The organism is Knoellia sp. Soil729 (assembly GCF_001427985.1).
Taxonomy (GTDB): domain Bacteria; phylum Actinomycetota; class Actinomycetes; order Actinomycetales; family Dermatophilaceae; genus Knoellia.
Window position 1 is genome coordinate 295,470 of record NZ_LMSA01000002.1, and the last position, 25,034, is coordinate 320,503.

The 25,034-nt window shown below is 71.6% G+C and carries 22 protein-coding genes; 11 read left to right on the forward strand and 11 right to left on the reverse strand.

What is annotated here, in order from left to right; translation table 11 throughout:
* The first annotated feature begins 51 nt into the window (after positions 1 to 51).
* Positions 52 to 1,473 carry a zinc-dependent metalloprotease gene (locus ASG74_RS06295; RefSeq protein ID WP_056140342.1) on the forward strand — a complete coding sequence of 474 codons (1,422 nt, stop codon included), beginning with the start codon at positions 52 to 54 and terminating at the stop codon, positions 1,471 to 1,473.
* The gene (locus ASG74_RS06300; RefSeq protein WP_156465305.1) at positions 1,470 to 2,048 is read left to right on the forward strand and encodes an NUDIX hydrolase; all 579 of its coding nucleotides are present in this window, start codon (positions 1,470 to 1,472) and stop codon (positions 2,046 to 2,048) included. Before ASG74_RS06295 ends, ASG74_RS06300 begins: the two co-directional genes overlap by 4 nt.
* A 13-nt stretch (positions 2,049 to 2,061) precedes the next feature.
* On the opposite strand, the gene ASG74_RS06305 is transcribed toward ASG74_RS06300, so the two are convergent.
* Positions 2,062 to 2,628 (reverse strand): M48 metallopeptidase family protein, encoded by a 567-nt coding sequence (locus tag ASG74_RS06305; RefSeq protein WP_056140345.1) that lies wholly within the window; start codon positions 2,626 to 2,628, stop codon positions 2,062 to 2,064.
* 279 nt (positions 2,629 to 2,907) lie between these two features.
* Between ASG74_RS06305 and ASG74_RS17420 the strand changes: the two genes are divergently transcribed.
* From ASG74_RS17420 to ASG74_RS06315, 3 genes are all read left to right on the forward strand, one after another.
* Positions 2,908 to 3,069 (forward strand): DUF5679 domain-containing protein, encoded by a 162-nt coding sequence (locus tag ASG74_RS17420; protein WP_200942540.1) that lies wholly within the window; start codon positions 2,908 to 2,910, stop codon positions 3,067 to 3,069.
* Between the two features lie 157 nt (positions 3,070 to 3,226).
* A complete protein-coding gene (locus tag ASG74_RS06310) occupies positions 3,227 to 3,838 on the forward strand; it encodes a hypothetical protein (protein ID WP_056140348.1) in 612 nt (203 codons plus the stop codon).
* Positions 3,835 to 5,169 carry an ABC1 kinase family protein gene (locus ASG74_RS06315; RefSeq protein ID WP_056140350.1) on the forward strand — a complete coding sequence of 445 codons (1,335 nt, stop codon included), beginning with the start codon at positions 3,835 to 3,837 and terminating at the stop codon, positions 5,167 to 5,169. Before ASG74_RS06310 ends, ASG74_RS06315 begins: the two co-directional genes overlap by 4 nt.
* Positions 5,170 to 5,298: 129 nt before the next feature.
* Here ASG74_RS06315 and ASG74_RS06320 read toward each other — a convergent pair whose 3' ends face one another.
* The 4 genes from ASG74_RS06320 to ASG74_RS06335 all read right to left on the reverse strand — a co-directional run bounded on the left by ASG74_RS06320 (position 5,299) and on the right by ASG74_RS06335 (position 9,144).
* Positions 5,299 to 5,877 carry an HhH-GPD-type base excision DNA repair protein gene (locus ASG74_RS06320; RefSeq protein WP_056140353.1) on the reverse strand — a complete coding sequence of 193 codons (579 nt, stop codon included), beginning with the start codon at positions 5,875 to 5,877 and terminating at the stop codon, positions 5,299 to 5,301.
* 290 nt (positions 5,878 to 6,167) lie between these two features.
* Positions 6,168 to 6,455 (reverse strand): WhiB family transcriptional regulator, encoded by a 288-nt coding sequence (locus tag ASG74_RS06325; protein ID WP_056140355.1) that lies wholly within the window; start codon positions 6,453 to 6,455, stop codon positions 6,168 to 6,170.
* A 146-nt stretch (positions 6,456 to 6,601) separates the two neighbouring features.
* On the reverse strand, positions 6,602 to 6,829 hold the full coding sequence (locus tag ASG74_RS06330) for a hypothetical protein (RefSeq protein WP_056140358.1): 228 nt from the start codon (positions 6,827 to 6,829) through the stop codon (positions 6,602 to 6,604).
* Positions 6,830 to 7,002: 173 nt separating this feature from the next.
* Positions 7,003 to 9,144, reverse strand: a complete 2,142-nt coding sequence (locus ASG74_RS06335) for an ATP-dependent DNA helicase UvrD2 (RefSeq protein WP_056140362.1) — start codon at positions 9,142 to 9,144, stop codon at positions 7,003 to 7,005.
* A gap of 58 nt (positions 9,145 to 9,202) precedes the next feature.
* On the opposite strand from ASG74_RS06335, the gene ASG74_RS06340 reads away from it, so the two are divergent.
* On the forward strand, positions 9,203 to 9,463 hold the full coding sequence (locus ASG74_RS06340) for a mycoredoxin (protein WP_056140365.1): 261 nt from the start codon (positions 9,203 to 9,205) through the stop codon (positions 9,461 to 9,463).
* Between the two features lie 3 nt (positions 9,464 to 9,466).
* Here ASG74_RS06340 and nudC read toward each other — a convergent pair whose 3' ends face one another.
* Positions 9,467 to 10,414 (reverse strand): NAD(+) diphosphatase, encoded by a 948-nt coding sequence (gene nudC, locus ASG74_RS06345; protein WP_056140370.1) that lies wholly within the window; start codon positions 10,412 to 10,414, stop codon positions 9,467 to 9,469.
* Positions 10,415 to 10,454: 40 nt separating this feature from the next.
* Here nudC and ASG74_RS06350 point away from each other — a divergent pair, with 40 nt between their 5' ends.
* Complete coding sequence (locus ASG74_RS06350) at positions 10,455 to 11,909, forward strand: macrolide 2'-phosphotransferase (RefSeq protein WP_082569564.1); 1,455 nt, start codon at positions 10,455 to 10,457, stop codon at positions 11,907 to 11,909.
* Here the strand turns inward: ASG74_RS06350 and ASG74_RS06355 are convergent.
* Genes ASG74_RS06355 through ASG74_RS06365 form a run of 3 tightly spaced genes read right to left on the reverse strand, consistent with a single transcriptional unit; the run spans position 11,875 to position 19,650 of the window.
* Entirely contained in the window at positions 11,875 to 15,267 is a 3,393-nt protein-coding gene (locus ASG74_RS06355) for an ATP-dependent helicase (protein ID WP_235498843.1), read from the reverse strand. The genes ASG74_RS06350 and ASG74_RS06355 overlap by 35 nt on opposite strands.
* Positions 15,264 to 18,410, reverse strand: a complete 3,147-nt coding sequence (locus ASG74_RS17820) for an ATP-dependent helicase (protein ID WP_156465306.1) — start codon at positions 18,408 to 18,410, stop codon at positions 15,264 to 15,266. The genes ASG74_RS06355 and ASG74_RS17820 overlap by 4 nt, the downstream gene beginning before the upstream one ends.
* Before the next feature lie 49 nt (positions 18,411 to 18,459).
* On the reverse strand, positions 18,460 to 19,650 hold the full coding sequence (locus ASG74_RS06365) for a ThiF family adenylyltransferase (RefSeq protein ID WP_056140373.1): 1,191 nt from the start codon (positions 19,648 to 19,650) through the stop codon (positions 18,460 to 18,462).
* Positions 19,651 to 19,772: 122 nt separating this feature from the next.
* Between ASG74_RS06365 and ASG74_RS06370 the strand changes: the two genes are divergently transcribed.
* The 3 genes from ASG74_RS06370 to ASG74_RS06380 all read left to right on the forward strand — a co-directional run bounded on the left by ASG74_RS06370 (position 19,773) and on the right by ASG74_RS06380 (position 21,181).
* A complete protein-coding gene (locus ASG74_RS06370; protein ID WP_200942541.1) occupies positions 19,773 to 20,414 on the forward strand; it encodes a TetR/AcrR family transcriptional regulator in 642 nt (213 codons plus the stop codon).
* 62 nt (positions 20,415 to 20,476) lie between these two features.
* Complete coding sequence (locus tag ASG74_RS06375) at positions 20,477 to 20,701, forward strand: DUF3107 domain-containing protein (protein WP_056140379.1); 225 nt, start codon at positions 20,477 to 20,479, stop codon at positions 20,699 to 20,701.
* A 210-nt stretch (positions 20,702 to 20,911) separates the two neighbouring features.
* Positions 20,912 to 21,181, forward strand: a complete 270-nt coding sequence (locus tag ASG74_RS06380) for a GlsB/YeaQ/YmgE family stress response membrane protein (RefSeq protein WP_056140382.1) — start codon at positions 20,912 to 20,914, stop codon at positions 21,179 to 21,181.
* Between the two features lie 174 nt (positions 21,182 to 21,355).
* On the opposite strand, the gene ASG74_RS06385 is transcribed toward ASG74_RS06380, so the two are convergent.
* A complete protein-coding gene (locus ASG74_RS06385; RefSeq protein ID WP_056140384.1) occupies positions 21,356 to 22,033 on the reverse strand; it encodes a ferritin-like fold-containing protein in 678 nt (225 codons plus the stop codon).
* 199 nt (positions 22,034 to 22,232) lie between these two features.
* Between ASG74_RS06385 and ASG74_RS06390 the strand changes: the two genes are divergently transcribed.
* Positions 22,233 to 23,843 carry a DEAD/DEAH box helicase gene (locus tag ASG74_RS06390; protein WP_082569565.1) on the forward strand — a complete coding sequence of 537 codons (1,611 nt, stop codon included), beginning with the start codon at positions 22,233 to 22,235 and terminating at the stop codon, positions 23,841 to 23,843.
* 117 nt (positions 23,844 to 23,960) lie between these two features.
* Here the strand turns inward: ASG74_RS06390 and ASG74_RS06395 are convergent, their stop codons facing one another.
* The gene (locus ASG74_RS06395) at positions 23,961 to 25,025 is read right to left on the reverse strand and encodes an NAD(P)-dependent alcohol dehydrogenase (protein WP_056140386.1); all 1,065 of its coding nucleotides are present in this window, start codon (positions 25,023 to 25,025) and stop codon (positions 23,961 to 23,963) included.
* Between the last annotated feature and the right edge of the window lie 9 nt (positions 25,026 to 25,034).

The following is a 25,034-nucleotide window of genomic DNA, read 5'->3' on the forward strand; positions in this document are numbered from 1 at the left end:
TTGGGTACTGATGAGACCACATCTTCTCACCGTCGCCCCAGGAGCCCCGCAGTGACAGATTCGCACGACCTGCCCGACGAGCCCGAGGACTCGGGGCTCCCACCGGGCCTGGAGGAGGTGCTCAGGGGCCTCACCGGCGGCCGGGAGCTCGATCCGCAGATGCTCGAGATGATGCGCGGCATGGGCCTGGACCAGGTGGACCCTCAGATGTTGCAGATGGTCGCCGGCCAGGTGCAGGCCATGTTTGCCGGTGCCGACGAGTCCGGAGCGGTCGACGCCACGGTCGCCACGGACATTGCGCGCAAAACCGTTGCGGCACAGGGCGACCCCTCTGTAGGTGCCGCGACCGCCAACGACGCACGTCAGGCAGTCGACGTGGCGAACCTGTGGCTCGATGCGGTGACCGACCTCGACCACTCCGGCCTCGTCGGGCGGGCATGGAGCCGCTCCGAGTGGGTTGAGGCGACCGTGCCCGTGTGGTGCGAGCTCGTCGACCCCATCGCCGTCGGCGTCGGTGACGCCATGGGCAACGCCCTGACCAAGCAGCTCGGCAGTCTCGGCGAAGCCGGGCTGCCGGAGGGCCTCGTGCCGCCCGGCACCAACCCGGCCGCCATGATGGGCGAGATGGCGCCGATGCTGAGGCGCATGCAGGGCTCGATGTTCTCGGTCCAGCTCGGCCAGGCAGTCGGTGCCCTGGCCGGCGAGATCCTCACCGGAGGCGAGGTGTCGCTCCCCCTGGTGCCGGCGCCCGACGTCGTCCTCATGCCCGACGCGATCGCGCTCTTCGCGCAGGGGCTCGAGATCGACGAGCCGCAGACCCGGCTCCACCTGGCCGTGCGCGAGAGCGCCCGGACCCGCCTCTTCCACGCCGTGCCGTGGCTGGCACCCCAGCTGCTCTCCGCCGTGCAGGACTACGCACGCGACACGACGATCGACACGGACGCGATCGAGGAGGGGCTGCGCTCGATCGACCCGACCGACGCCGAGGCGATGCAGCAGGCTCTTGCCGGTCGCCTCTTCGCCCCGCAGCAGTCCGCCAACCAGAAGGCCGCGCTCAGCCGTCTCGAGACCCTGCTCGCCCTCATCGAGGGCTGGGTCGACGTCGTGACCGCCGCCGCCGTGGGGCCGCACCTCCCCCAGGCGAACGCGCTCGGCGAGGCCGTGCGGCGACGCCGTGCCAGTGGCGGTCCTGCCGAGAAGACGTTTGCTGCCCTCGTCGGACTGGAGCTGCGTCCTCGTCGCCTGCGCGATGCCGCCAACCTCTTCGCTGCCCTCGAGTCCTCCGGTGGCTCGGCTGCGCGTGACGGGGCCTGGGCCCACCCGGACATGGCACCTGCCGCCGGTGACCTCGACGACCCCCTGGGCTACGTCGAGCGCCAGCAGGCCGCTGCCGCCGGACGCGACGACTTCGATGCTGAGCTCGATGCCTTCCTCAGCGGTGACGGCGGCGACGACGAGCCCTCGGGAGCGTGACGCCCGACCAGGAGGTAGTGCGGGCCTTCGCCCACCTGCACACGCAGGCGTGCGCCACTCTGGGGGGGTGGAGCGCTCCCGACGCCGGGCAGGACCGGTTGCGGACGGCATACCTGGACCATCTCGAGCGCCATCCCGACGCGGTGGCGAAAGCCGGCCCGCCGGCGCACCTCACCGCGAGCTGCCTTGTGATGAGCCCCGACGGTGCCAGCGTGCTGCTCACCCACCATCGGCGCGCACAGCAGTGGTTCCAGTTCGGCGGTCACCTCGAGGCCGGTGACACGAGCCTGTATGCCGCCGCGGCCCGAGAGGGTCGCGAGGAGTCCGGGATCGCTTCGGTGACACCCGAACCGGTCATCGTGCAGCTGGACCGACACACCCTCAGCGGGAGCTTCGGCCGGTGTCGTGAACACCTCGATGTGCGCTACGCCGCGCTCGTCGATCCCGGCATCGCGCCGACGACGAGCGTGGAGTCGCTCGACGTCGCCTGGTGGCCGACGGACGGACTCCCCGAGGGGACGCGGGCCGAGATCTCGGCCCTGGTCGCAGCGGCCACGGCGACCCTCGGTCTGTGAGCGCTGGTTCGGCTCAGGCGGTGGCGTCCTCGACGCTCGCGTCGTCGACGCTGGTGTCCTCGTCGGCGTCGTCGGCGATGTCCAGCCCCTTGGCCAGGGCGACACCATCGAGGAAGCCTCGCGCGCGCTCGAGCCTGGGGTAGGACCGCAGCAGCGTCCAGAAGTCGCGATTGTGGCCCGCGACGAGCAGGTGTGCGAGCTCGTGCAGGATGACGTAGTCGACGACGTATCCCGGCATCCCCTGCAGGCGGTCGGAGAGCCGGATCGAACCGTCGGCCGGCGTGCAGCTGCCCCATCGTGAGCGCTGGTTGGAGACCCACCGGATGCTTCGCGGGCGCGCGTGCCCACCGAGGTAGCGCTCGGACAGCTCGCTCGCGCGGGTCAGGAGGTCGGTGTCGCTGGGACGCCTGCGCCGCTCGCCGGCCTTGAGCTTGTCGAGCATGCGAGCCACCCAGACCCGCTCCTCCGAGCGTGACATGGACGCAGGGATGAGCACGACGACACGGTCACCCTCGCGTCGCGCACTGACCGTGCGGCGGCGCCGCGGGCTGCGTCGGACCTCGACGTCCTCGGTGCTCACGCTTCCCACGGTAGGCCAGAGTGCGGACAATCGGCGTAGCCCACGCACAGGAGGCACACGCTCACACGGGCGGACGGCATACGCCGGGGGTTTCAGGCGATGGAGACGCAGCCGTCCGAGTGACTTCCGGGGCAGGTGGTGCGCAAGGGGCGGATGTGACGCGGAAGCGGCCCTCGCTGCTGGGCCGGGGCACGCGTGGCTGAGCACGAATCCGTGCTCGCGCGTCTAGGGTGAAAGAGTCATCGCCGCGCACCGCGGCACCACGACCAAGGAGTTGCAATGGCTGACGAGACCTACAAGGGCGAGTTCTACTGCGTGAAGTGCAAGGAGAAGCGCGAGGCCGAGGGCAACGTCGTCGTCTCCGACAACGGCCGGCGCATGGCCAAGGGCAAGTGCCCCGCGTGCGGCACCAACCTCAACCGCATCCTCGGCAAGGCCTGAGCGCCCCACCCTCTCGTTCCCAGCGGCCCCCGGTTCTCCGGGGGCCGCTGCCGTGTCCCGCGGGAACGTCCTGCAGGGTCGGAGCCTGTGGATGACCGGCTGGGGCCGCGGCCGCGTTGTGCCAGATTGACGGGACCACACGTCTCGGGAGGCAACCATGGTCCAGCGGGCAATCGTCGTGGACGGGCGCGGCGGCCTCCCCGAGGAGATCTGCCGTCAGCTGCGCCTCGCCGCACCGGTGCCCGTCCACGGAGGCCCGTTCGCGGCTGACGCCGCGGAGGCGCTCCTGGGACTCAACCCGCTCGAGCGTCCGGCTGCGGTGGTCCTCGTCGCCCACCACACGGTCACGGTGGAGGCGACCGCGCCGTGGCACCGTGCCGGGATCGCCCACCTGCCCGTGACGTGTGACGGCGAGTCCTCGGTCGTGGGGCCGCTCATCATCCCCGGCCTGGGCTCGTGCTGGCGCTGCCATGCCCTCACCACGCGTGACCTCGACGCCGTCGGCGCGCCGGCGTCCGGTCACTTCGCCCTCGACCCGGTGGCGCTGCCGGCCGGCGGCCTGGGAGTGCTCACGGCCGCCGTCACGGCCAGCGTCATCCTCGCCGCCCTCACCGGCGCCACCGGGCTGGGTGGGGTCTCCACCGAGCTCGAGGTCGAAGGACCCAGCGTCACCCACCGCCACTGGGGCCGGCACCCGATGTGCTCGGACTGCGCTCCGCGGGGAACCGCTGCGTGGCCCCTTGGCAGTCAGGGGACAATGGCCGGGTGAGCGACATCCCCCGAAGGTCCCTGACCCGAACGGCCAAGCTCGTCGGCCTGCCCCTGGGCCATGCCGGCCGCGCCGCCGTCGGCCTGGGACGCCGAGTCGGTGGCGCTCCGGCCGAAGCCATCGCGGCAGAGCTCCAGACCCGCACCGCAGAGCAGCTCTTCGCCGTGCTCGGCGAGCTCAAGGGCGGGGCCATGAAGTTCGGCCAGGCGCTCTCGGTGATGGAGGCCGCCATGCCGGAGGAGCTCGCGGGCCCCTACCGCGCCACGCTGACCAAGCTCCAGGAGGCCGCTCCGCCCATGGCGGTCGAGCGGGTGCACGCGATCCTCGCCGAGCAGCTCGGCCCGCGGTGGCGCACGGCCAAGTTCCAGTCCTTCGAGGACCTGCCGGTCGCTGCTGCCTCCATCGGCCAGGTGCACCGGGCGGTGTGGCGCGACGGTCGCGAGGTCGCGGTCAAGGTGCAGTACCCCGGCGCGGGCGCCGCCCTGCTCTCCGACATCACCCAGCTCTCCCGGGTCGCCCGGCTCGCGGGCGCCTGGATCCCCGGCATCGCGATGGGCCCGATCCTCGAGGAGGTCCGGGACCGGATGAGCGAGGAGCTCGACTACGACCTCGAGGCGACGAACCAGCGGGCATTCGCCAAGGCGTTCCGCGGCGACGACGACGTCCTCGTCCCCGACGTGCTCGCCCACTCCGGTCAGGTCATCGTGTCGGAGTGGGTGGACGGGCGCCCCCTGTCACAGGTCATCGCCGACGGCACGCCCGCCGAGCGCGACCAAGCGGCGAGCCTCTATCTGGAGTTCCTCCTGCGCGGACCCAACCGCGCGCGCCTGCTCCACGCCGACCCTCACCCCGGCAACTTCCGCATCACCGACGACGGACGCCTCGGCGTCCTCGACTTCGGTGCCGTGAACCGGCTCCCGGACGGGATGCCCTCGGACATGGGCGAGATCATCACGCGCACCCTCGCCGCCGACGCCGCCGGGTTGGGCGCCGCGCTGCGCCGGGCCGGTTTCATCCGACCAGGTGTCGAGGTGTCCGACGGCGCACTCCTGCGCTACCTGAGCACCTTCGTCGAGCCGCTCCAGCGAGAGAGCTTCACGTTCAGCCGCAGCTGGCTGCGCTCGGTCTCAGCAACGATCCAGGACCCCCGCCGCGACGAGTTCCTCGTGGGGCTGCGCTTCAACCTTCCCCCGGACTACCTGCTCATCCACCGGGTGTGGCTGGGCAGCATCGGCGTCCTCTGCCAGATCGGGGGAACCGTGCCGATGCGCGAGCTCGTCTTCGCGCACGTGCCCGGGATCGACGAGGACGCCGTTCCCCCACCGAGCTGAGCCGACCGCCTGGCCTTCCAGCGGGTATGCCGGTCGGCACAGTCGTGCGCCGGCCGTGTGGCGGCGCGCCCGGCGGCGCGCCCGGCCGGGCGTCCTGCGCCCTGCGCGCCCGGCGCGACCGTCCAGGTCTCAGCCCTGCGTGGCCTTGGCCGCAGCCTTGGCCGCCTTCTTGAAGTCGCGCACCTTCTGCAGGGACTCGGGATCCACGACGTCGGCCACCGACCGGAAGCTGCCCGCCTCTGCGTAGTCCCCCGCAGCCCTGTCCCAGCCGTCAGGGCGCACCCCCAGCTGCTTGGCGAGCAGCGCGACGAAGATCTTGGCCTTCTGCTCCCCGAAGCCCGGGAGCTTCTTGACCCGAGCGAAGAGCTCGGCCCCGGTCGGCGCGTCGGACCAGATGCGGCTCGCGTCACCGTCGTACTCGTCCCGCACGACGGTGGCAAGCGCCTGGATGCGCCCAGCCATCGCGCGGCCGTAGCGGTGGACCGCCGGCGGAGTCGCGCACAGGTCGGCGAAGCCCTCGGGTTCGGCCGCGGCGATGGCGGCCACGTCGAGGGTGCCGAAGCGCTCGAGCACCTTGGCCGGCCCCGCGAAGGCGCGCTCCATCGGGAACTGCTGGTCGAGGAGCATCCCGGTCAGCAGCGCGAACGGGTCGTTGCTCAGCACCTCGTCGGCGGACTCGTCCTGGGCGATACGGATCTGGGTGGCCATGAGGCTCAGCCTAGGTCCGTCCGTTGCGTGTGGAGGCGTCCGGACAGGGAACGACGCCGCCCCCAACGTTCAGGGGCGGCGCCGACTCCATGGCTCATCGCACGATCATGCGGGCCTCGGCGAGCAGTCGCTCTCGCTCGAGGTGCAGCTGCGCCTTGCGTTGCGTCTCGTGGACGTTGCGCTCGTGCAGCATGCGACGAAGCTGTTGCCTTCGTCTGCGGTACATGGTTCCTCCAGGGATCCAGGTGGGTGGTCATGTGGTCAAGTCGTGCGGGTGGGCACGGACAGGGTCATGCCGCGACCGTGTCCTTGCGCGGGCGACCGCGGGGTCGCTTGCGGGGGATCACGACGCCCTGCTCGAAGAGCTCGCCGCCCCAGACTCCCCAGGGCTCCTGGCGGTCGAGGGCGCCCGCGAGGCAGGCGCTCCTGATCGGGCAGGTGCCGCAGAGGGTCTTGGCGAACTCGACACCTGCAGGGGTGTCGGCGAACCAGATCTCAGCGTCGTTCTCGCGACAGGGCACGGCGTCACCGAGCTCGGCAGTGCACTCCTGTGCGTCGATGAGGTTGGTCAGCTGCATGAGTGTCACCTCCTTCTCCGCCCGGTCGGGGCGGGGTTGTGTACTTCGATCGGTTGGATCTGTGGTGTCTGTGGATCGACGGACAAACCAAAAAGGCCGCGGATCCCGGGTGGGTTCCGCGGCCTCGAGGCCAGTCGCTGCTGTGACTACAGCGGCGACGCCAGGAAGGAGGCGGAGCGGTCACCCGTGGTGGGGTCGAAGGCACCATCGATGCGACGGTCGGCACCGAGGACGGCAACAGCCGTCTGGCCGGCAGCGGGCACAGTGGTCCCCTGAACCGAGGCAGTGGCGGCGAGGATCGGCAGTGCACCCTGACGCTCAAGCGTGCGGAACGGGACGGTGGAACCCGTCGCGATGCTCTTCATGATGTCCATGCGGCCAACCCTCCTCGCTGCTTCGGTGACGTCGTGACACGGCGGGTTGCCGTGCTGTGTCTGATCAGGTTAGGGGACCGCTGAGATCGCGTGCAACGGAATTAACGACGGAATTTCGTGCGATAAGACCTCAGGTGTCGAGTTCGCCTGTGGCAGAACGGTCCTCGGCGTAATTAATTCTTTTCGGATGGGTCCGTGGAGCCGGGTGCGCCATCACCCAACAAGGCGAGGACCTCGGCTCCGTAGAGGTCCAGCTTGCGCTGCCCGACCCCACTGATCGCCGACAGTCCCGCGACGTCGGTTGGCGCCTGCTCGGCGATCGCCGTCAGGGTCGCGTCGGTGAAGACCACGAAGGCCGGCACGCTCGCGGCACGCGAGGTGGACAGCCGCCACTCGCGCAGGCGCTCGAACAGCGCCTCGTCGTAGGTCGCCGGACATGTGGAGCAGCGGCCGACCGTGCGCTCCGCGGCCGTGGCGAGGTCCGCGCCACACGTGCGGCACGTGCTCCGGCGTGGTGCCTTGGGAGGCCTGCCTCCTCCCCCGACCCGCGAGGCACGCTTCGGCACGGACCGTGCCCCGTCGCCGAGGATGCTGGCCGTGCCGTCGAGGAAGCGGGACGGGCGACGGGTGGCGCGAGCGCCGGGTGTACGAGCTCCCGACCACGACACCACGAGCCGGTCGCGCGCCCGTGTGACACCGACGTAGAGCAGGCGACGCTCCTCCTCGATCGCCTCGGGCGTGTCCGCCATGGAGATGGGCAGGTAGCCGTCGGAGGCACCGATGAGGAAGACGGTCCCCCACTCGAGGCCCTTGGCTGCGTGGAGCGAGGCGAGCGTGACCCCCTGGACCGAGGGAGCGTGCTGGGAGGCCATGCGTTCGTCGAGCTCGCGCACGAAGGCCGCCATCCGCGCTTCGGCGTCGGCCGCCACGAGGTCGTCGGCCAGCGCAGCGAGGGAGGCGAGGGACTCCCACCGCTCGCGTGCGGCTCCCCCGGCGCTCGGTGCGTCACGGCTCCATCCCGCTCCGAGCAGGACGTCGCGCACGAGGTCGGGCAGCGGGACCGAACCGTCGTCGGAGCGCGCGGCTCCTCGCATGAGGACGATCGCCTCACGCACCTCCTTGCGCTGGAAGAACCTCTCGCCCCCGCGCACGAGGTAGGGGATGCCGGCGTCGGCGAGGGCCGACTCCACGGCCTCGGACTGACCGTTGGTGCGGAACAGGACAGCGACGTCCGCGGGCGGCGTGCCCGCGCCGAGGAGCTCACCGATCTGGGCCGCCACGGCAGCTGCCTCGCTGGGGTCGTCAGGATGGTTGAGCAGGACCGGCGCCGGTCCGCTCCCCCGCTGGGCCTCGAGGACCACAGAGCCGCTGCGCCGCCCGCCACCGGGAGACCGGAGCACGAGGTTGGCCAGTCCGACGATCTCGGGGGTCGACCGGTAGTTGCGCACGAGCTCGACCTGCCGGGCCTTGGGGTGGCGGGACCGGAACCCGAGCAGGTGGGCGGGCGATGCGCCGGTGAACGAGTAGATGGTCTGGGCGGGGTCGCCGACGACGCAGATGTCCTGCCGGTCGGCGAGCCAGAGGTCGAGCAGACGCTGTTGGAGGGCGTTGACGTCCTGGTACTCGTCGACGACGAAGCTGCGGTACTGCTCGCGCACAGCCCGGGCCACCGTGTCGTTCTCCTCGAGGATGCCGACGAGGACGAGGAGGACGTCCTCGAAGTCGATGACCCCGCGCTCCGCCTTGACCTCCTCGTAGGAGGAGATGACCCGCGACATCGCCGTGAGGTCCAGGCCCGGCGCCTCGCGGGCCGTGGCGCGTGCGGCGCCGGCATAGGTCTCGGACGTGAGCATGTTGACCTTGGCCCACTCGACCTCGGCGGAGAGGTCACGGATGCCGGTGCGGTCGAACCGCATGCGCAGCCGACCCGCGGCCTCGGCGACCGCACCAGCCTTGTGCGGCATGACCTCGGGTGCGGCGCCCCCGATGGCCTGGGGCCAGAAGTAGTGCAGCTGCCGCAGCGCAGCGGCGTGGAATGTCCGTGCCTGGACGCCGCCGACCCCGAGGTCACGCAGGCGCGTGCGCATCTCACCCGCGGCCCGGGCAGTGAAGGTGACGGCAAGCGTGCGCTGCGGCTGCTGCGCACCGGACAGCACGGCATACGCGATGCGGTGGGTGATGGCCCGGGTCTTGCCGGTGCCGGCCCCCGCGAGCACGACCATCGGGCCCGACGGGTTCGCCGCGACCTCGCGCTGCTCGGGGTCGAGGCCGTCGAGGACGGCGTCGGCGGACGGGTGCGCGGGCATGGAAGACATCGATGCGATCCTAGGTTGCAGGTAGGACCACCCACTCCCACCCGTCCACAGGAGCGTCATGAGCAGCGAGAACCCCGCCTCCGGCACCGTCACGATGTACTCGACGACCTGGTGCGGCTACTGCCGGCGCCTGAAGTCCCAGCTCGACCGCGAGGGCATCGCCGTCGAGATCGTGGACATCGAGCGCGACGAGGACGCCGCCGCCTTCGTGATGCAGGTCAACGGGGGCAACCAGACGGTGCCCACCGTGGTCTTCCCCGACGGGTCGGCCGCCACCAACCCCTCTCTCGCGGAGGTCAAGGCGCGCCTCAGCGCCTGACGGTCACCCCCGCAGCGGCGCGTCCGGGACGTCGATCTCCTCGCCGTACCAGTGCTCGATGAGCCGGCGCGCGATGGAGATCCGTTGGGAGACCCGCAGGGACCCGTCGGCCACGGAGCGGGTGAGCTCATCGCGAGTGAACCAGCGCGCCGCCTCGATCTCGGAGGTCTGCAGCCTGAGCTCCGTGGACGTCGCCCGCGCCGTGAAGCCGATCATCAACGACGAGGGGAACGGCCAGGGCTGGTCGCCCAGGTAGGTGACGTCGGTGACGGTGAGGCCGACCTCCTCGTGCACCTCGCGCGCCACCGCCCCCGACAGGCTCTCGCCCGGCTCCACGAAGCCTGCGAGGACCGACATTCCGCCGGGGGCAAAACCGACACCGCGCGCCAGCAGGATCCGGTCCTGCTCGTCGATGACCGACATGATCACGGCGGGGTCGGTGCGCGGGTAGTGCTCGCTCCCGTCGGCCGGGCAGAGCCGGGTCCAGCCCGCCTGCGCCGGCTCGGTCGCATGGCCGCACAGCGGACAGAAGCCGTGGCGCGCGTGCCAGTTGGCCAGACCGGTCGCCGTGGTCAGCACGCCGGCGTCGAGGGCATTCAGGCGCGCGCCGACCGAGCGCAGACCGCTCCGTGGAGGGTCGTCGGCTTCCGCTGTGCTCTCCGGCACGACGGACAGCACGTATGCCGTGCCGCCCGTGCGTGCATCCTGGCCCAGATAGGCGACGAAGCGGTCGCGGTCGAGGGTCACCGGCGCGCGGTAGCGCAGCCTGACGCCGCCATCGTCGCCGTTCTCCTCCACCTCGGCTTTGCCGCCGACCAGCTCCAGAACGCGGGTCGCCGGGTCGTCGAGCAGTGCGTCGACGAGTCCTGGATCGGCACGGCGCTCGCTGTGGCGGTCGAGAGGGCCATCGGAGAGGGCAAGGGAGGAGAGACTCGCTGGTGCAGGCGCCACGTTCACCACCCTAGAGGGCCGCACGGCATACGGTGAGCGGGTGGAACGCACTCCGACCTTCCTTGCGGCCGTGGCCAGCGCTGGCGTTCCCGGGCTGGACCCGGTGAGCGTCGAGGCGCTCCCCAGCGTGCCCGAGCAGGACTTCGACGTCGCCTTCGTCCAGGACAGCGAGCACCGCCGCTGGGTGGTGCGGGCTCCGCGCAGCGAGGCTGCGACCGCCCGCATGGACCTCACGGTCCCGCTGCTCCAGCTCTTGGCCCGGCGCCTGCCGTTCAGCGTGCCGGCACCGCGCGGCTTCGTGCAGCTCAAGGACGGCAGCCGCGCGATGATCTATCCGTACCTGCCCGGCCACAACCTCGACTTCGAGGAGATGCCGGCCGGTGCCGGGCCGGCGGCCGAGCTCGGCCGGGCCCTGGGTGCCCTGCACAACACCGACCCGCGCCTGTTCGACGAGGCCGGGATGCCGAGCTACGACACCGACTCCTACCGGACCCGACGCCTCGCCGAGCTCGACCGTGCGGCGGAGTCCGGTCGGGTTCCCACCGCCCTGCTGGCCCGGTGGGAGCACGCGCTGGAGGATGTGGCGCTGTGGAGGTTTGCACCCACACCCACCCACGGCGACCTCACCGGTGACCAGGTGCTGGCGGTCTTCGAGGACGACTCGGACGCGTCGACCGGTCGGATCCGGGGCATCACAGGGTGGGAGGACGCCAAGGTGGCCGACCCGGCCGACGACTTCGCAGCCCTCGTCGAGCAGGCCGACCCGGCGACGCTCGAGACCGTCCTCGAGGCCTATGCGCACGCACGCGTCGAACGACCGGACCCCAACCTCCTGGTGCGCGCCCGGCTCGTGGCGGAGCTGACCGTGCTCGCCGAGCTCATGCGGGCCGACACGCGGGGGGACGAGCTGGCGGTCGAAGGGCTCTCGACCCGGCTTCGCCGCCTCGACGAGGAAGTTCACGCCGAGGACGCGTCCGATGACTACCGGCGCACCTCGCTCACGCCGGTGGCGCTGCGCAGTCGCGCCGTTCCCCCGCCCGAGATCGCGGACGAGGACGACGACGAGGAGGACGTCGAGTTCGAGCCGGCGCCCATCGGACCGGCAGAGCCCACGCCGGACGTGGCGCTCTCCCGCCTCGGGCTCGACCTGGAGGACGACGACACCGAAGACGAGGACGGCAGCGACGCCCCTGCGCCCGAAGCGGACCAGGGCGGATCCCACGTCGCCGAGGCCAACCGGGGGGGATCCCACGTCGCCGAGAAGGCAGACGAAGCCAGCTCCGGGGCGGACGAGGACGAGCACACCGAGGACGCGGCTCCTGGTCAGGCCGACTCGGCCGACTCGGTTGCCGAGGACGCCTCGCACGACGACGAGGTCGCGTGGTCCCCCAGACCGTTGGGCTCCGCCTCCGGCAGCACCGAGGTCACGCTCGAGGACGAAGCGGGACCGGAGCCCGACGTCACGCCAGGGGAACACTCGCGAGAAGACCGCTGATCTCCGACTCGTCCGCCAAGTCAGGCCAGACCGTCTCGCCGCTGCCGGCGTAGTAGAAGGCGCCGCGTACCCGCGCGGGGTCGACCCCACGCAGGCGCGCCCACGCAATCCGGTAGGCCGCGAGCTGGAGCGCGCGGGTGCGGGCGGTCTCGCCCGAGGGACGGCGTCCCGTCTTCCAGTCGACGATGACCCATTCGACGTCCTCGACATCGGCGAACACCGCGTCGATCCGGCCGCGGATGGCCACCCCGCCGACGACGGTCTCGAGGGCGGTCTCGATCTCGATGGGAACCCGAGCCGCCCACGGACTGGCGAGGAACCTCTCCCTCATGGCCGGCAGCTCCTCGTCGGCCATGGGGTCCTCGTCCGCACTGCCTGGCAGGTCGAAGAGGTCGACGATCGCAGCCCGGGCATAGTGCTCCTCGACCCAGGCGTGGAAGGCCGTGCCCCGGCGCGCCGCTTGGGCCGGCGCCGAGGGCATGGGACGCCGCAGCTCGGCAGCGAAGCGCTCGGGGTCGCTCGCGAAGGACACGAGGGCCGACGTCGACAGGTGTGACGGCAGCTCCACGACCTCGTCGTGGCGCGACTGGCGGGAGGCGCGCTCGGCAAGGAGCACGTCGAGCTCCCGGGCCCACGGGCCGGTCACAGCGGCCCCGTCAGCCCCGCCCGGCACCGGGCCCGAGGCGGCGTCCTCGACCATGTCGTGGCCCGGCGCGACGGTGGCGGAGACGGCGTCGCTCACGGCGCGGGCGGCTGCCTCGGCCCGCACCCGGCGGTGGGCGAGGTGGTCCACGGGCCAGGTGAACTCCTGGCCGTCCTCGGTGCCCGGCTTGACCACTGGCGACCCGTCCTCGGGCGGCACCGGCAGCTCCTCCCACGGGCCGACCCGCACCCTGGAGCCCTCACGACCCGCGAGCGCCACCACCTCGTCGAGGAAGCGCGAGCTCACGCGCGGGGTCTTGGGCCGGCTCCACACGCTTGCGGTCAGGAGCAGCGCGTGGCGGGCTCGCGTCGCCGCCACGTAGGCGAGGCGGCGCTCCTCGGCGATCCCGTGCACCCCGCCGGCCACGGCGAACTCCTCGAGCCGACCCGCGAGGTCGTCCCACCCCGCTGCGCTGCGCCAGCCGAGCTCGGGCAACCCGTCACGGTCACCGCGCAGCTCGTAGGGCAGGCCGCCGTCCTGAAGGCCCGCGAGCCAGCCCTTGTCCTTGGGCGCCGAGATGCGCCACTGCCCCTCCTTGAAGCTCGGCGAGTGGAGGTTGTGGGCCGGGAAGGTGCTCTCGACCAGCGCGGGCACCGCCACCACGTCCCACTCCAGGCCCTTGGCCGCATGGATGGTCATCACCTGCACCGCGTCGACCGTCGCGTCGGCATAGCCGCGGTCGAGTCCGCGCTCCTCGTCGATCGCGGCCTTGACCCAGTCGAGGAAGCCGCCGAGCGTCGCTCGGTCGGCACTGAGCGAGAACTGGGCTGCCACGTCACCGAAGGCGTCGAGGTGCGCTCGCGCCGCTGCGGGCGTGTACTCGGGACGCGACAGCACCTCGATGTCGAGGCCGAGGGCCTTCTCGGCCTCGAGCACGAGGTCGGGCAGGGGCAGGAAGGTCAGGCCGCGCAGCCGTCGCACGGCCGACGCCAGGCCCGCCAACCGGTCGTGGGCGATGTCCGAGAGCCGCTCTCCCTCGTCGCCGACCCAACCGCGAGGCGGCAGGGAGTCGAGGGCCTCGACGATGCTCGGGGAGTCTGCGGCATCGGGCGCGAGGTCCTTCTCGTGCCGCGCGAGTGAGCCGCCGCGCAGCCTCTGCTGCACGCGCGACCAGGCGGCCAGGGCGTCGAGGTCGGCGATGCCGAGCCGCATCATCGGTCCGGAAAGGATCCGGACCAGGTGGTCACCCCTCGACGGGTCCTGCACGACGTGCAGCAGCGCGACGACGTCCTCGACCTCGGGCGTGAGCAGCAGCCCCCCGAGCCCGACGACCTCGTGGGGGATGTCGTGCTCCTCGAGCGCCGCTGTCACCGTGGCGAACTCCGCCCGCTTGCGGCACAGGACCGCGGCGCTCACCCCGCCTCGCGCCCGGTGGCCGGCGAGCCATCGGGCGATGTGGCCGGCCTCGTCTGCAGCGGTGGCCAGCCGGGCCACGTCGACGACTCCGGCGCCGGCTCCGGGACGGGGCATGAGCGGCTCGACCGTGACCCGGGAGGCCGCGCGCAGGGGCTGCGCGAGGTGGTTGGCGACGTCGAGGATCCCGCTGTCGTTGCGCCAGCTCGTCGAGAGGTCGAGCTTTGCCGCCGGCTCCGGGTCCCCGAACTCCTCGGCGAACCTCGTGAGCGTCGTGGCGCTGGCCCCGCGCCACCCGTAGATGGACTGGTGGGGGTCCCCGACGGCGGTGACCGCAGACGTCTCGCCGGGGGCGACGTAGAGCGCCTTGAGCAGGGCGAGCTGCGCCTCGGACGTGTCCTGGAACTCGTCGAGCAGGACCACGCGGTGGCGGGCACGCTCGATGGCACCGATGTCGTCGAACGTCATCGCGAGCCTGGCGGCGAGCGCCATCTGGTCGGCGAAGTCCATGGCGTCCCGGCTGCGCTTGAGTCGGGCGTAGCTGTCGACGATGGGCAGCACTGCGCGGCGCAGGCGGAGGTTGGTCAGCTCTGCTGCGGCGGGGTTGACCTTCCTCCTGGTCTCGCCGCGCTCGAGCTGCTCCAGGTGCTCGATCACCGAGTCAAGGTGCGCTGCGACGTCCTGCGGCGTCTGCAGGTGCTCCGCCATCTCGCCCGCGAGGTCCACGACCGCAGCGGTCACGGTGCTCTCGGCCTTGTCGACCTCCTCCATGGGACCGTCGTAGCGCACGACCGCCTCGTGCGCGGTCTGCCAGGCGGCGGCCTCGGACAGCAGACGGGCGTCGGACTCGTAGCCGAGCCGCAGGCCGTGCTCACGAACGAGCCGTCCGGCATACGAGTGGTAGGTCGACACGCTCACGGCAGCCCCCAGCGAGGGAGCGCCGTCGACCTCCTGAGGAGTCCACAGACCCACCCGCCGCAGCTGCGCCAGACGGTTGCCGATGCGGTCGGACAGCTCGGTGGCCGCCTTGCGGGTGAAGGTCAGGCCGAGGACGTCCTCGGGCTCGACGAACCCGTTGGCCACCAGCCAGACGACCCTGGCCGCCATCGTCTCGGTCTTGCCCGACCCCGCACCCGCAATGACGAGCAACGGCCGCAGAGGTGCCTCGATGACCGCCGTCTGCTCGGGCGTGGGCCGGTGCGGCAGACCGATCGCCTCGGCGACGGCAGCGGCCGACCACCGCACGTCGGGCAGTCCGGATACAGCCGCGCCCACGCTGTCCAGCGAGCGTGCAGCGCTCACAGCGCCCTCCCCTCGGGCTGGGCCGGGCAGCAGCTGCGCACCGGGCACGTCCGGCACACGTCGTCGCTGGGCGTGGCCACGAAGGTGGAACCGCCCATGAGCTCCCCGGTCTCGACGACCAGCGTGCGGGCCCACTGGGGGTCCTCGTCGCGGTCGAGCGGCTCCTGGACCTGCATCGTCGTGCCCTTGCCTGCGGCCTTGCCGAGGTGCAGCAGCGCCGCGCCCGAGGACGCCTGTGGCACGTCGACGTCCTCGAAACCATCCTCCAGCACCGCCAGCTGGTAGGCACCGAGCTGGCCGTGCCGGGGCACATCGGCCGCCCTTGGCTTGCTCGACCCGGTCTTGTAGTCGATGACGCGCACGGCACCGTCGGGCCCGACGTCCAGGCGGTCGACCGAGCCGCTGAGCACGACCCGCCCGAGCTCGATCCTCATCCGCGACTCGGCCGCGAGGCGCTGCCACCCCGCTGCGGTGTTCTCGTCCAAGAAGCGGGCGAGGCGGTCGACCATGCGCTCGGCCTCGCGTCGCTTGGCGTCGGTCGGCCATCCCGACGGGAGTCCCAGGCGCGGCCAGCGCTCGTCGAGGGTGGCACGCATCGTGGCGGCGTCGGCGTCGCCCTCGGCCGCGATCTCGTGGATGAGCGTGCCGATGTCTCGCTGTCCGATCATCGGCCCCTCACCACCGGCCTTGGTGAGCGCCCACTTGAGCTGGCACGCGGAGAACCCGTCGATGGAGGAGGGACCCACGCGCACGGTGTCGTCCGGGCCGCGACGGGGCCGGTCGTCCGAGAGGCCGTGGAGCACCCACCACGAGGCCGGGTCCGCGCCCGGCACCCCTGCGCGCGCGAGCCGTGCCAACCCGGTGATGGCACCGCCCCTGCGCCGGGTGTCGTCGGACACGACGTCACGACGCAGGGCGCCCACGAGGGCCGGAAGCGTCACGGGCCGGGCCCAGTCGCTCACCTCGCGGTGGTCCGCGCCGTCGGGCAGTGGGTCGACCACATCGAGGTAGGGAGAGGGCTGCTCGTCCTCGCTGCGCACCGCAGTGACCAGCAGCGAGCGGGTCGCCCGGGACACGGCGACGAGGAAGAGGCGGGTCTCGTCGTGGCGCACCGCGGCGAGCGCGGCACGGTGGCCACCCTCACGGCCGCGGACCACGTCGACGAGGTCCTGCGAACCCAGGAGGGACCCACGCAGGCGCAGGTCGGGCCAGCTGCCCTCCTGGACGCCCGCGACGATGACGAGCGGCCACTGCCGCCCCGCCGCGGACTGCGGCGTGAGGAGCGAGACCGCCTCGCCGGCCGGGGCCCGGGCGGCCAGGGTGTCACCGGGCACGTCCTGCCCCAGGACGTGGTGGAGGAAGGTCTCGGGCGACGAACCGGGCAGCCGTTCACCATGGGTCGCGGCGGCACGCAGGACGGCGAGGACGGCGTCGAGGTCCCGGTCGGCACGAGCACCAGCCGCTCCCCCGGCCAGTGCCGTCTCGCGCCACTGCGTCGCCAGACCAGAGGCGTCCCACATGGCCCAGAGGATCCCCTCGGCAGTCGCCCCGGGTGCCCAGCGAGCTCCGTCAGCGATGCCGCAGGCCTCGACACCTGCCCGGATCATCCGGCCGATGCGCTGCACCGACCTGCCCTCGAGACCGAGCCGGTCGTGGACGGCCGGACGCAGCAGCACCTCGGCGAGGAGCTCATCACTCGTGCGTGAGCCTCCCGCATCGAGCTCGTCACGGCGCAGCGCCCGGCGAAGCCGTCGCAGCTCGACCGGGTCTGCCGCCCCCAGGGGTGAGACGAGGACGTCCAGCGCCACCTCGACCGGGATCTCCTCGGTGCGGCCCAGCGCGAGGTCGGCCACCGCCTGCAGCAGTGTCAGGAGCGGCTTGACGGCCGGCTCGTCGCGCACGGGCAGCTCTGCCTCGGCGGCGCTGACGGGCACGCCCGAGGACTGCAGCGCCCGGCGCAGGGCCGCACTGCGCGACTGGCCGCGCACGATGACCGCCATGTCGGACCACGGCACGTCGTCGAGCAGGTGCGCCGCCCGCAGCCGCGACGCGATGAACCCGGCCTCCTGGCTGGCGGACCTCAGCAGGTGCACCTGCGCCGAGCCACCGTCGCCGCAGGCCTGCGCCCTGCGGTGGGTCGCGTCGCCCAGCACGCCGACGTGACCCGCGACCGCAGCGCTCACCTCGCGCAACCGCTCGGGCAGGCGGTGGCTGCGCGGCAGGATGACGGTCGGTCCGTCCCCGAGGACGGCCCACTCGCGGGCGAGCAGGGCCGGGTCGCCGCCGCGGAAGGTCTGGGTGGCGCTGTCGGGATCACCGACCAGCACCACGCCGGCCGCCGGTGCGACCTGCCTCAGGACCTGGAGCAGGCGCAACGCGGCTGGCGTCATCTCCTGGGCATCGTCGACCACCACGAGACGCAAGGACGACGTGAGGGCGCTGGCAAGGTCCTCGTCCCCCGCGAGCGCGCTCGCCGCGGCCCCGAGGATCCACGCCGGGTCGAACGCACCGGGCGTCAGCAGGGCGGTGACCTCGTCGTACTCGCGCAACAGCTCGGCGCCGGCCACCCACTCCTCGCGCCCGTGCAGGGCGCCCAGCTCCCCGAGGTCGTCCGGGTCGAGACCGAGCTCGACGGCGCGCATGAGCAGGTCACGCAGCTCGGCCCGGAACGCCCGGGTCGGCAGCGCGAGCCGGACGCGCTCGGGCCAGCGAGGCCCGACGCTCTCGCCCGAGGCGTGGCCGGCGAGGAGCTCACGGAGCACGACGTCCTGCTCGGGACCGCTGAGCAGGCGTGGCGGTGGCTCCCCCGCGAGGGCCGCCGCGGCTCGCAGCACCCCGAACCCGAAGGAGGGGAAGGTGCGGGCCAGCGGCTCGGTCGAGGTGCCGCCGACGCGTGCGGTCACCTGGTCGCGCAGCCGGGCGGCACTGCGTCTCGACGACGCGAGGAGCAGGCACTGGTCGGGAGAGGCCCCCTCAGCGACCTGTGCGGCGACGAGCTCGACCGCGACCGTGGACTTGCCCGTGCCCGGCGCACCGAGGACGCGCAGCACCCCGCCGCCGCGCCAGTCGACGACCGACTGCTGCACGGCGTCGAGGACCGGCACCTCGGTCTCGTCCGTCACGGCTCGCCTCAGGGTCAGCACGTCCCGATCCCATCACGGCCGACCGACACCGGTCTGCGGACCACCTCGGTCAGTAGGTCGGCAGGCTGGGGTCGACGTCCTGCACCCACGCCAATACGCCCCCGGTCACGTCGACCGCGTCGAGACCACGCTCGCGCAACAGGCGGACTGCCTCCGCCGAGCGAGCTCCGCTCTTGCAGTGCACAAGCACCGGTATGCCGTCCGCAGAGTCTGCGAGCACGTCACGCTCGCCGCTGCGCAGCAGTGCGAGCGGGATGGGCAGCGCCCCCGGGATGGTGACGACCTCACGCTCCCCCGGCTCGCGCACGTCCACGAGGACGAAGTCGTCGCGGCCGGCCTCGCGCTCGAGCAGCCTCGAGGCGAGAGCCGTCGCCGTGATGGACGGCAACGCCGGATCGCCTGCGGCAGAGCCGGATTCCGCGGTGGACACCGCCTCGTCCTCGATCCCGAGCGGGCGCCTCGGGTCTGCGGTGTCACCGCACACAGGGCAGTCGGGGTCGGCCGCGACGGCGATCGTGCTCCACTGCTGGCGCCACGCGTCGTGCAGCAGCAGTCGCCCGACGAGTGGCTCACCCGCGCCGACAAGGAGCTTGACGACCTCCTCGGCCATGACGGACCCGACGGCACCGACGCTGGCACCCAGCACGCCTCCGGTGGAGCAGGACGGCACGGCTCCCGGTGGCGGGGGGTTGGGGAAGACGCAGCGGTAGCACGGACCCTCGCCCGCCCACCAGACGCTCACCTGGGCGTCGTGCTGGAAGACCGAGCCCCACACGTGCGGGACCCCGAGACGGGAGCAGGCGTCACCGACGAGGTAGCGCGTCGGGAAGTTGTCGGCGCCGTCGACGACGACGTCGTGGTCCGCGACGAGGTCGAGGATGTTGTCGGCCGTGAGGCGCTCAGCCACCGGCACCACCGTGGCATCCGGCGCGAGTCCCGCGAGGGCCGCGACCGCTGACTCGACCTTGGGCCGGCCCACGTCGGCCACACCGTGCACCACCTGCCGCTGCAGGTTCGTCGAGTCGACGGTGTCGTCGTCGACGACGGTGAGGTGGCCCACCCCGGCAGCGGCGAGGTACAGGAGGATCGGTGAGCCGAGGCCCCCGGCGCCGACCACGAGGACGCGGGCCGCCCGCAGGCGACGCTGTCCCGAGTCACCGATCCCCGGAAGGATGACGTGCCGCGCAAAACGGGTCCGCTCGGAGGGCGAGAGCTCCTCGCCGACCGGTGCGAGCGGCATACGCCCGCTTGTCCTGCCCACCGCGTCCACCCGCTCACGATACGTCGGCGCCCACACACGCACCTTCGCGTTCCGTACGATGACGCGCACCACATCGACTGCGAAGCACGGACAGGACCCCCATGGACACGAGCGCCCACCGCGGACAGCGCATGCCCCGATCCGAGCGCCGGGCCCAGCTCCTGGTGGCGGCCCAGTCGGTCTTCGTGGAGCGCGGCTACCACGCCGCGGCGATGGACGACATCGCCGAGCACGCCGGGGTCTCCAAGCCGGTGCTCTACCAGCACTTCCCCGGCAAGCTGGAGCTCTACCTGGCCCTCCTCGACGAGCACTGCGACACCCTCGAGGGACTCGTGCGTGAAGCCATGGCCGCGCCGGCCGAGGACAACGAGGACCGGGTGCGGGCGACGATCAGCGCCTACTTCGACTTCGTCTCGCGCGAGGGTGCCGCCTTCCGGATGATCTTCGAGTCCGACCTCACGAGCGTGCCGCAGGTGCGCTCCCGCCTCGACGGCCTCGAGCTCGCGTGCGCGGAGGCGATCGCCGACGTCATCGCCCACGACGCCGGCATCCCCGACGACCACGCCATGCTGCTCGCCTCCGGCCTCTCGGGGATGTCCCAGATCACCGCGCGCCACTGGCTGGCCGCCGAGTCGGACCTCAGCCGCGAGGACGCGAGCGCGCTCGTCACGGCGCTGGTGTGGCGAGGCATCGGCTCCCTGCCCAAGGCGGGCGGGGAACGATCCGACGCCGCTCAGGGTTAGCCTCTCGTGAACAGGTCGTCGGCCCCTGCCGGACGGCCACCACGAACGGAAGGGAACTGACCGTGGAGGTCAACATCGGCGTGCAGAACGTCGCACGCGAGATCGCACTCGAGACCGACGCCTCGCCCGAGGAGGTGTCCAAGGCCATCGACGCCGCCCTCAGCGAGGGCGGGGTGCTGCGCCTCACCGACACCAAGGGCCGCGAGCTCCTCGTTCCCGGCCGGGCCCTCGGCTGGGTACAGGTCGGCGAGACCGAGAAGAGCAAGGTCGGCTTCGGCCAGATCTGACCCGAGGAGGGCGGCGGGCCGACCGCATGTACCACGGCGCGCGCCTTCCACAAAACCGGCGTTGACCTGCCGGGATACAACGCCGGCCGAGCCAAATTAGGGCGACGCGCTACGCCCGATCGGGCTCTCATGTGCCATATGGTCAAAGCGTCAAGGTCATCAACACGATGATCACCCTCTCGCCCAACAGGGCCAGAAAGGACGGTTGCCGTGATCTCCACCATCATCGTCGCCATCATCGTCGGTGCCATCATCGGAGCCCTTGCTCGCCTCGTCCTTCCGGGCAAGCAGAGCATCTCGCTCGTCGTGACGATCATCCTGGGCATCCTCGGATCGCTCATCGGATCGTGGATCGTCTACCAGCTCGGCTACAGCAACGACAACGGCGGGTTCAAGATCATCCCGTTCCTCGCCGGCATCGTCGTGGCAGCCCTGCTCATCGTGGGCTACGGCGCTGCGACTGGCAGGAAGCAGGTCTGACGCCTCTGAGCGCCTGACTGCACCACAACGAAGGCCCCGGTCCGATTGAGGACCGGGGCCTTCGCCATGCCATGGAGGTCACGTATTCGCGATGCGTGCGTTTGCGACGAAGGAGCAACTGAGCGCGCAGCGTGAATACGCGACCTCCGCCGATGAGACGGAAGGCAGAGGGACTCAGGCGGTGAGGCCGAGGCGCGCCATGCGCTGGCTGTGCCGGTCCGTGAGCCGGGTGAACATCTGACCGATGGCGGTGAGGTCGGCTCCACCGCCGACGAGCAAGCCCGAAAGGGCATCCCGCTCGACGGCGACGGACTGGCCCTGGCTCAGCGCCTCGCCGAGCAGCCGGCGACCCCACAGACTCAGCTTGCCGGTGGCCTTGCGGTTGGTCCTGATCTCGTCACGCACGACGGAGACGATGAAGTCACCGGCACCCGCGTCGTCGAGCGCGTGGTCCATGACGCTGCGCGTCTCCTCGTCGACGAACGAAGCCATCTCACGGTAGAAGTCCTTGGCGATGCCGTCGCCGACGTACGCCTTGATCAGGCCCTCGACCCAGCTCTTGGGCCGGGTGCGGTCGTGGAACGCGGAGAACGGGACCACGAACGGCTGCATCGCGGTCTCGGCGTCCACCCCCAGGGTGCCGAGCCGGTCCACCAGCAGCTCGTACTGGCGGTACTCGGTCGCGGCGAAGCCGGCCATCTGCGCCTTGATCCGCAGCGACGGCGCAAGGTCGGAGTCCGTGGCCATCCGGATGCAGGCCGTCAGCTCGCCGTAGGCGAGCACCCCCAGCAGGTCCACGACCGCTGCCCGGTATGCCGGGTCCCCCAGTCCCGGCGCACCGTTGGTCTCCATGTTGCGCAGCCTAGCCACTGGCACCTCGGCGGGCGGACGGCATACGGCACGGTAGGCTGAGAGGGTCCACGGTGCCCGGTCGGCACGACGCACGCCTCTGTGAGGTTCTCCTGACGAGAGCCCGCCCGAAGACCTCCGATCGGCCCGCCACAGCGGCGAGAAGCATCACCTGCGTGACGCCGCCGACCAGAGAGCTCCCATGACAGACGCATCACTCCTCCCTGCCGACGCGACCGCGGAAGCGATCCCCGACGAGGCCGCCATCGAGGCGACCAAGCAGGCCACGGCGGTCGAGCAGACCTTCGCCGACTTCCCCGTCCACCCCGACATCGTGGCCGCACTCGCCGCACACGGCATCACCACGCCCTTCCCGATCCAGGCGATGACCCTGCCCGTCGCGCTCGGCGGCCACGACATCATCGGCCAGGCCAAGACGGGCACCGGCAAGACGCTCGGCTTCGGCATCCCGCTCCTCAACAAGGTCATCGCCCGTGGCGACGACGCATGGGAGGGCTTCACCCACAAGGGCAAGCCCCAGGCCCTGGCCGTCGCCCCGACGCGCGAGCTCGCGGTGCAGGTGGCCGCCGACCTCGAGCGCGCCGGCAAGCTCCGCGGCATCCGCGTCCTCACCGTCTACGGTGGCCGCGCCTACGAGCCGCAGATCGACGCGCTCGTCAAGGGTGTCGAGGTCGTCGTCGGCACCCCGGGGCGCCTCATCGACCTCGCCAAGCAGGGCCACCTCGACCTCTCGCACGCCAAGACCGTCGTGCTGGACGAGGCCGACGAGATGCTCGACCTCGGCTTCCTGCCCGACGTCGAGAAGCTCCTCGCCATGACGTCGCCCGCCCGCCAGACCATGCTGTTCTCGGCCACGATGCCGGGCGCCGTCGTGGCACTCGCCCGTCGCTACATGACGCAGCCGACGCACATCCGCGCGATGCAGGAGGGCGAGGGCGACACCTCGCAGACCGTCAAGGCGGTCACGCAGCACGTCTTCCGCGCCCACGCCATGGACAAGGTGGAGATGCTCGCCCGCATGCTCCAAGCGAATGGTCGTGGCCTGACGATCGTCTTCAGCCGCACGAAGCGCACCGCCGCCAAGGTCGCCGACGAGCTCGCCGACCGCGGCTTCGCCGCCGCCGCCATCCACGGTGACCTCGGTCAGGGCGCTCGTGAGCAGGCACTGCGTGCGTTCCGGTCGGGCAAGGTCGACGTCCTCGTCGCCACCGACGTGGCTGCCCGTGGCATCGACGTGGAGAACGTCACCCACGTCATCAACTACCAGTGCCCCGAGGACGAGAAGACCTACATCCACCGCATCGGCCGCACCGGCCGCGCGGGCCAGACCGGCATCGCCGTGACCTTCGTCGACTGGGACGACCTGCACCGCTGGACGATGATCAACAAGGCGCTCGACCTCGGCATCCCGGACCCCGAGGAGACCTATTCCTCGTCGGACCACTTCTACGCGCAGATGGACATCCCGGTCGGCTCCAAGGGACGTCTGGCCAAGTCCGAGCAGACCCGCGCCGGGCTCGGCGCCGAAAAGCTCGAGGACCTCGGCGAGACCGGCAAGTCCGGCGGTCGTCGCCCGAGCGGTGGCCGAGGTGGACGCGACGGTGGTTTGCGTGACGGTGGTTCGCGTGGCGGTCGCGACGGCGGCTCCCGTGACGGCGGCGCGCGCAGCAGCGACCGTCCTCGCAGCGACGCTCCCCAGGCCAGCGGCGACTCCGAGGGCGCGACTGCCCCGCGTCGCAACCGCAGCCGCCGCCGCACCCGTGCCGGCAAGCCGGCCGCGTCGACCGACTGAGCCGACTCCCCGGCATACGGAAACACCTTTTCCGGCTGATACGGGAAACGGAGGGTTCAGCCCGGAACTGTTGCGGGCCGAACCCTCCGTTTCTGTGACCAGCCGGAAATGGTGAGGTCAGGCAGAGGGGGTGATCGTGGCCGTGTCGATGACGTAGCGGTAGCGCACCTTGCCGGCAACCACCTCGTCGTATGCCGTGTCGACCGTCGTCGTGTCGCTCGCGTCGATCTTCTCGATCGTCGCGCCGATGCCGTGGTCGGCGCAGAAGTCGAGCATCTCCTGGGTCTCACCGATGCCGCCGATGTTGCTGCCGGAGAGCACCTTGTTGCCGCCGATGAGACTGCCCGGGTTGACCGCGAGCTTGCTCGGCGGGAGTCCGACGTTGACGAGGGCGCCGTTCGGGCGCAGCAGCCGGACGTAGTCGTCCATGTCGAGGTCGGCGCTCACGGTGTTGACGATGAGGTCGAAGCTGGCGCGCGCGGCCTTCATGGCCTCGGCGTCACTCGTCGCGATGTGCTTGCTCGAGCCCAGCTCCTTGGCGTCGTCGGCCTTGGCCATGGAGCGCGAGAGGGTCGTGACCTCGGCACCCATCGCTGCCGCGAGCTTGACGGCCATGTGCCCCAGGCCGCCGACTCCGACGACCGCGACCTTGCGGCCCGGGCCGGCGCCCCAGCGCTTGAGCGGCGAGTAGGTGGTGATGCCGGCGCACATCAGCGGGGCGGCCTCGTCGAGCTCGATGCCCTCGGGGACCCTCATGACCATGCGCTCGGTGACGACGATCTGCTGGCTGTAGCCGCCGGCAGCCCACTCGCCGTCGTAGTTCTGGCTGTTGTAGGTGCCGACGGAGCCCTTGGAGCAGAACATCTCCTGGCCGTTCTTGCAGTGCTCGCACTCTCCGCAGGAGTCGACGAGGCAGCCGACGCCGACGCGGTCACCGACCTTGAACTTGGTCACGCCGTCACCGACCGCGCTCACCGTGCCGGCGATCTCGTGACCGGTGACGATCGGGTAGTGCGCGGCACCCCACTCGTCACGCACGGTGTGGATGTCGCTGTGGCAGATGCCGGCAAAGGCGATGTCGATGCGGACGTCGTCGTCGCGCAGGTCGCGGCGCTCGATCTCGACGGCCTGGAACGGGGCTCCGGCGGACGGGACGGACAGGGCGGAAGTCGTAGTGGGCATGAATCCACC